We start from the raw sequence: 6,654 nt of genomic DNA on the forward strand, positions 1-6,654 counted from the left end.
TCGTTTACTTTGAAGGTTGTACCCCAGGTGTGATTAAGGTAGAGTTTTCTAGTTACGTTTGGTGGTGGTAATCACAATTGAATAAGGCTTAGCCTTTTGATCTCCTGACGGCTTGAAACCATCCGTATCAAGGCATTTTTGGTAACGACCAGCCTCAACCTCGGCTGGATTGTATTTAGGTGAAAGTTCTTTAGACATTATTTTTTCTCCTTTTATGAATATTTATTTTATATCTACGATTTATTAATATACTATGCATATTGTCACGATACACGTAATATCCATTATAGGTGTTTAAATAGAAATATTGTAATAACCAAATTATAATCTTCCCAATAACTAATGATAATATGAAACAAACGAAAATAATTATAGTTGAGGCAAATAATTCAGACATCCAATCAGCTTCGGGAGTTATAAATTCGACCAATTTCTTCTTAATCTTTAAACCCCAAATAATTTCGGTTAACTTTGGAATAATACTCAACATTAATAGAGTAAGAAAACCATATAGTTGAGTTCGATAGAGGTGTCTATCCATTTTCTCAGTTCTTATTGGTTTTTTCTTATGTTTTTTTGTATCGAATTGAGAATTTATTTCTCCAATTAGACTAGGAATTAAAATTGGCAAAAACCATGTTAAAGCATTTATTAATTCATTTTCAACTTGATTAAATACTGCTAACAGTAATATACAGATTGAACCAATTAACCATGATGCTATTACTTCTTTGGTATCTTTTGCACCATGTCTAATTAGATTATAAATCATCCACCAGCATATTAAATAAAGTGCAATAAGTGAACTGAACATAAGAATGTCAGTTATTAAATCAGAATGAAAATCAATAACATTAGAAATAAAGTAATAAATATAGATATAATACCATAAAAACGAAATAATAAGCATCGTGGCATATACATTCCACAGTGTCTTTCCCTTTACGATATCTATTTTATTAACTTTTTGAAATATCTTGATTGATCCTACAGTTTTTATAACAGATAATACAAATGGTAATATTAAAAGTATTACAATGATAATCCAGTTATTTATGTGATTTTTACTTATGCCATAATTAATAAAAAAATATTGAGATAAGTTGATTAAAGTTGATTCAACTAGATTTAGGTTATAAAGAATGTAAGTCAAGATTCCGCAAAATATTCCATCCCATGCGTTCATAAAAGCTAAAGATTTAGTACTTTTAGTAAGAAAAACTCTAAACTTATTAAATCGATTTTTATAGTTAAACACATATATTAGTATCAAGGCAAATTGTAAAATTATAACTAATTTAAAATCGGTAAGACAGAATACAATTAGAGATATTATTGGAAAATACGTTAGCGCATACATAAGTATTTTCCAAGTTTGAGCAAAAAGATTCTTCAATCTATTGTCAGTATTAAAATAATACATTAATTTCAATCTTTGCCTCCTAAATCTAATCTAAAGGTTGGTAAATCAAAATCTTCAACCTCTGATAAGAATGGGTGAAAATCAGCAGCAAAATAATCTGGATTGATCTTTAAAACTTGTTTTAACAGTTCATTTCGCTTCTGTGTATTTGGAGTATGCATAGCTTCTCTAAATAAAGCATGATCCTGATTCTAATCAAAAATCCTATTTTTCAGTTGGTAATTGATTAGCTGAACATCTGGATACTCTCCATGTTCATCAGCATATTGCATCACTGTTGTATGTAGTTCATCGAAATTTTGAATGGTCCGACGTTCTACAAAAGTTGGTTTTTTAGCCAGTAGTTCTGTCCAGACAACCTCTTCTTCAGAAACGACTTTGATATCCAACTTTTGCTGGCGGTTTAATTCTTTTTTCTATTTTTCTTTTTAGCCATCTATTTTCTCCTCTAACTCATTCTTCAATAAATCAAACTCTACCTCTGCTGTATTGGATATTCTTACGACCTCGGATACAGGCTTAAATGGGAAATCCCAGTTTCTTTGTGATTCGTTTACTTTGAAGGGTGTACTCCAAGCGCGATTAAGGTAGAGTTTTCCAGTTACATTTGGTGGTAGGAATCACGAACGAAAAAGATTGAGACTTTTGAACTTCTTGAGTCTTGAGAACGTCTTCATGAAGTTGTTTAGATATGTGTGTGTCCTTTCTCTATTGTATTCATTTTATTTTGAATTTGCTTAGCAGCTTCTTCTGCAGACAAATTCGTATTATTTATTTTAAAGTAGTGGTGCAACTCATTCGGTTGATATTGGGAATTTAATTGAAGTGTTTCAGCGGTCTCTAAAATTTCTCTTTCAGATACCTCAATATGCCGTTTTAAGGGTTTGTGCTTTAATCGATTCTCCGTTCGATTTCGACGTATGCACTCTTCAAGACTTGTTTCCAACTCAACAAAAAGAATCTCTTGATGATAATCATCCAACAAATTCTGAATTTGCTTTAAATACATCAGCTGATACTGATTTGAAAAATCAATTACATCTGTTAAAATTACTGATCGCTGATTTCTTGCACTTGCTCCAAGGAATGAAAAAGTGATTCCACGAACAAATTCCCACATTTCCTCTGTATAGTCCTGATAGATTTCTAGTGCAAAATCAATGGCTTGATGGTTATAAAATAGGGTAGCATCCGTCAGTCGAGATAATTCTTGACCAATGGTCATTTTTCCTGATGCTGGAGCACCAATGATGAAAAGATGCATCAAATCACCTCCCACTCGCTCTTCAGCAAGCCATATATCAGACTGTCACAGCGGTTTCCTTGAACATCCTTTCGGTCTCTTATGCGAGCTTCGAGGGTAAAGCCAAGCTTTTCCGCGACTCGTTTACTTTGAAGGTTATATCCAAAGCAAGTTAGTTCAATCTTGTGAAGACCCAAATCTTTAAAGGCTAAGTCAATCAAGGCAAGCGCTGCTTCTGGCACATAACCTCGCCCCCAATAGTCTGGGTGTAAGGTATAACCGATTTCCAGCACATCATCTTCATGGCGATGGTTGAAATCGACAGAGCCAACGATCTTATCCGTTCCTTTGACGACAATCCCGTAGCCTGCTGGGAGATTTTCCTTTTGATTACGCTCCGGAAGAATGTGCTCCAGATAATAAATCTCATCTTCCAAGGTCTTGACTGGAGGAAAACCTGCTGGATAGGCGACCTCTGGCAAACTAGCGTAGGTATGGATATCCTCAGCATCTGCCACTGTACGAACTCGTAGGACGAGTCGTTCGGTTTCTAATCGTTCTGGTAATTCAGCTCTTGACATCCTTCATCCTCGCTTTCTTAATGAAGCTCCCCATAGGGTCTACTCGGTCATCTAAATAGCGATAAACGCGCTGGTGGCCATCCCCATAAAGTAAGTAGGTGCAAAACGGTCATTTCTAAAATGTCCCTTTTCATCCAAAAGTTCTGGGTCAACAAATCGCTCAACAATCTTAGCGAAAATATGACAAATTCCCTCTTCCTCATCAATCCTATCTACCTGACATTCTAACACGACTGGACAAACCTCTAAAATCGGTGCCTGAGTCCGTTCAGAAATCTCGTAGTCTAGCCCCAGGTGTTTCAATTTCTCTCTATGACTGATAAAACCAGCCTGCTCCATCTCGAGCATGAGATTTTCATCAGGAATATTCACAGTAAACTTCTGGTAATGCTTGATTTGCTCAGCCGCATTTTCCTCAGCTCCGACACCAATGGCTAGCCAATCTCCCAAGCTATAAGAGGAGCTACAGGTCGTAATATTGTGTCCAAAATTCTGATCCTGATACCCCAAAATGAAGATAGGAAAACCATAATAGAGTTTACTTGTTTTAAAAGATTGCTTCATAACAAGCTCCTTTGACTAAGACGCAAAAGAAAATCCCTGCCATCTACATGACAGGGACGAATGTGTTTATCCGCGGTACCACCCAATTTCGGGCCAAGCCCGCATCTTTAGTCTTTAAAATAAAAAGACAGAAATATTTCATTTTTTCAGTCATTAGCAACCAGTTTTGACACATTTGTGGACTTCTCAGCGCCGCCACTTTCTGTAAAATGTGGGATTCAAAACACCTCTAATGGCTCTATTGTAGCAAGTTTTTCTCGGAAATGCAAGACTAAAGAAAAATTACTTGAACTTGATGCTATTTTCTTTCAATTTCTTGATGGTAGCTGGGCCGATTCCTTTCAAGGCAAGGAGTTCTTTTTCAGTCCAGTTTTTGAAATCTGAAGCAGACTTGATTCCTTCATCATAGAAAGTCTTGGCACGATCAAGTGGAAGTCCACCCAAATTTGCTGCAAAATCTTCTACAGAATTAACTACTTTTTGAGCTTGCTCTTTGGTAGCTTCTACTGCTTGTTCAACTTTTTTAGAAACAGCCTTACCAGCTGCGCTTGCTGACTGTTCTGCACGCTTCACGACTTTTTTTGTCTCATCTACAACCTTAGTCACAGTACTTGAAAAGGCACCTGCGCGACGGAGGCCATTTCGCAATTGTTTTTTACGATTGAGTTTCTTTGACATGATAAAATCCTTTCAATAAAAAATCCCTGCTCTGACAAGGATTTAACATAAACATTCTATCAAGATTTTAGTGAAAAATCAAGAATCTTTCTCGTTTAATAATTTCGCTCACCAAACAAGCCTTCTGGCAAATCATGGAATCCCTTGCCTACTTTGAAGTTTTCAAACTTACCAAGCAAGAACAGATAAGCATCCAAGCGACTCTCGTAGCGAATCATGGCATCTTTGGCACGCTCGTCCTGGTCTTCTTCGTAAACTTTTTGGCTTTCCTTGTGCGCCATGTCGTTAATCATGATTTGGGTATTGACCCAAGCTTCAAATTCCTTCATAAATTCTTGTTCGTAACTCATTTTTTCTCCTTATTCTAATCCACGGAAATAGTCCGTATCAATCTCACGGTAGGGATGGATATCCTGAACGTATTCCAGTACACCTTGGAATTCTCCGTTTTCATCGTGTACTGCAGCATAGGTGATGTGGACAAACTTACCTCGCGACTCAGACTTGAACCACATTTCATACTTGTCCTTGGTCCCCTCACGAAGTCCCTTCATGATAGCCTTGACCTTGTCCAAATACTTAGGCGGATGACAGAGTTCGACATTGCGCCCGACTTGGGACGGCGTTCGTTTGAAAATCATCTCATCAGCTGGCGTATTGTCATTGTAATACTGGAAAATATCGTCTTTATTGACAAAGGTAATTTCCATGGGGAGGTGATTGAGGATGAGATTAGCCTGCTCGACTGAAAGATAGCCATTACCAAAAGACTGCTGACTATGGCGGTCCAGCACTGCTTCCTTTTCCTTAGGGGTAAAGGTAATGGTAAACTGTCCTTCTGGCGTATCAATAACCTGCTGAACTTGACCCTCTGCCGTATCTAGCTGTACAGGCTCCTCTTCACTCTTTTCCTCAACAAAACTCTGGCGTTCTGGCACCCATTTCTCAGACGGACGGATAATAGCATAGCCATAGGCATCGCTCTCCTCCGCAATCTGAAGCCAGTCATCCTGAGTAAAGGACTCAAGGAGAATCATGAGAAGGATAGATTCTTCCTTGAAAATCATACTTTCAAACTCTGTCGCAAAAGCTTCAAAAGCTTCTTTTACGCTGCTAATTGACACTTCTGGTAGTGACTTGGCTGTCGCTAAAGCTGTTTGAAAGAGTTCCCTGATCTGATCATCCACTCCCCACATAACTTTTGGAGGTGAATCGTGTCCATAGCGCTCCATGATGGGGAAGAAGAGCTCTTCCTTACGTTGGTAATGGATGTCAAATTGCCCCAAAAGACCCATCTGACGCACCAAGCCCTTGCGCATCTCCGCCAGCATTTCTTCATCTTCCATAGACTCATAGGTATCCAACAATCTCCGAATACGAATCAAGGCCGCACGGAGGGCTAGATTTTCTTCTTTGAAAATCCGAACTGGGTGACCTGGGTGCTCGGTATCTGCAACTTCGACATCCTTAACAGCATTTTTAAAAAGATTGGCATGAACATCACAGAGTTCCATGACATCTTCAAAGGTGACACCTGAGTCTGAGTTCATCAGCTCGTGCTCCATAAGGGAAATCTCGATGGCTGAAACACCTGTAAAGGTCGCATCAAAGCGCTCCTGAACCGACTCAGGAGAGGAGCCATTATGCAATTCTAACAAAATATCCCGCAGGACATGAATTCGTTCATCTGCCATTAGTCTAACCCAATCACTTCGTAACCGTTTGCTTCCAGCGTGCGGACAATCTTGTCCATAGGAGTTCCTTCAAGCTTAGAACCTTGTTTGAGCGATACTTTACGACCAACTGTGTTGCGCATTAAGGGATTGGCAAGGGGTTTAAAACCCAACTCCACTAGAATTTCCAAGACTTCTGGATGCTTGTCCACCACTTCTGCAACGGGAATTGACACATCGATGATATTGTCCATGACGACCTCCTTTGTATGTTCTAATACTCAATGAAAATCAAAGAGCAAACTAGGAAGCTAGCCGCAGGTTGCTCAAAACAGTGTTTTGAGGTTGTGGATAGAACTGACGAAGTCAGATCAAAATACTGTTTTGAGGTTGCAGATGGACGCTGACCTGGTTTGAAGAGATTTTCGAAGAGTATAAAATGATTTTACTGCTTATATAGTCATTTAGTTTTAAAAAGCGTTCCAAACATTC

The 6,654-nt window shown here is 38.4% G+C and carries 10 protein-coding genes and 1 pseudogene; all 11 read right to left on the reverse strand.

The genetic code is table 11. From position 1 onward, the window contains the following. Positions 1 to 48: 48 nt before the first annotated feature. Positions 49 to 198 (reverse strand): hypothetical protein, encoded by a 150-nt coding sequence (locus HT693_RS08385; protein WP_172929682.1) that lies wholly within the window; start codon positions 196 to 198, stop codon positions 49 to 51. After that, positions 191 to 1,423 carry a beta-carotene 15,15'-monooxygenase gene (locus HT693_RS08390; RefSeq protein ID WP_119947207.1) on the reverse strand — a complete coding sequence of 411 codons (1,233 nt, stop codon included), beginning with the start codon at positions 1,421 to 1,423 and terminating at the stop codon, positions 191 to 193. The genes HT693_RS08385 and HT693_RS08390 overlap by 8 nt, the downstream gene beginning before the upstream one ends. Before the next feature lie 5 nt (positions 1,424 to 1,428). Continuing rightward, positions 1,429 to 1,584: a hypothetical protein gene (locus tag HT693_RS08395; protein ID WP_004237269.1), complete on the reverse strand. Its 156-nt coding sequence runs from the start codon at positions 1,582 to 1,584 to the stop codon at positions 1,429 to 1,431. Between the two features lie 30 nt (positions 1,585 to 1,614). Further along, a complete protein-coding gene (locus HT693_RS08400; RefSeq protein ID WP_007284866.1) occupies positions 1,615 to 1,812 on the reverse strand; it encodes a hypothetical protein in 198 nt (65 codons plus the stop codon). Positions 1,813 to 2,108: 296 nt separating this feature from the next. After that, entirely contained in the window at positions 2,109 to 2,687 is a 579-nt protein-coding gene (locus HT693_RS08405) for an AAA family ATPase (protein ID WP_031222973.1), read from the reverse strand. Further along, positions 2,687 to 3,247 (reverse strand): GNAT family protein, encoded by a 561-nt coding sequence (locus tag HT693_RS08410; RefSeq protein WP_023933266.1) that lies wholly within the window; start codon positions 3,245 to 3,247, stop codon positions 2,687 to 2,689. The genes HT693_RS08405 and HT693_RS08410 overlap by 1 nt, the downstream gene beginning before the upstream one ends. Continuing rightward, positions 3,234 to 3,811, reverse strand: a pseudogene (locus HT693_RS08415) (flavin reductase family protein). The gene HT693_RS08410 and the pseudogene HT693_RS08415 overlap by 14 nt, the downstream one beginning before the upstream one ends. 282 nt (positions 3,812 to 4,093) lie before the next feature. Beyond that, on the reverse strand, positions 4,094 to 4,489 hold the full coding sequence (locus tag HT693_RS08420) for a helix-hairpin-helix domain-containing protein (RefSeq protein ID WP_138703250.1): 396 nt from the start codon (positions 4,487 to 4,489) through the stop codon (positions 4,094 to 4,096). Positions 4,490 to 4,584: 95 nt separating this feature from the next. After that, positions 4,585 to 4,839, reverse strand: a complete 255-nt coding sequence (locus HT693_RS08425) for a DUF1912 family protein (protein ID WP_023933271.1) — start codon at positions 4,837 to 4,839, stop codon at positions 4,585 to 4,587. Between the two features lie 9 nt (positions 4,840 to 4,848). After that, a complete protein-coding gene (locus HT693_RS08430; protein WP_050971556.1) occupies positions 4,849 to 6,183 on the reverse strand; it encodes a DUF438 domain-containing protein in 1,335 nt (444 codons plus the stop codon). Then, the gene (locus tag HT693_RS08435) at positions 6,183 to 6,416 is read right to left on the reverse strand and encodes a DUF1858 domain-containing protein (RefSeq protein ID WP_000368739.1); all 234 of its coding nucleotides are present in this window, start codon (positions 6,414 to 6,416) and stop codon (positions 6,183 to 6,185) included. Before HT693_RS08435 ends, HT693_RS08430 begins: the two co-directional genes overlap by 1 nt. Between the last annotated feature and the right edge of the window lie 238 nt (positions 6,417 to 6,654).

Source organism: Streptococcus sp. 2154 (assembly GCF_013277255.1).
Classification (GTDB): domain Bacteria; phylum Bacillota; class Bacilli; order Lactobacillales; family Streptococcaceae; genus Streptococcus; species Streptococcus pseudopneumoniae.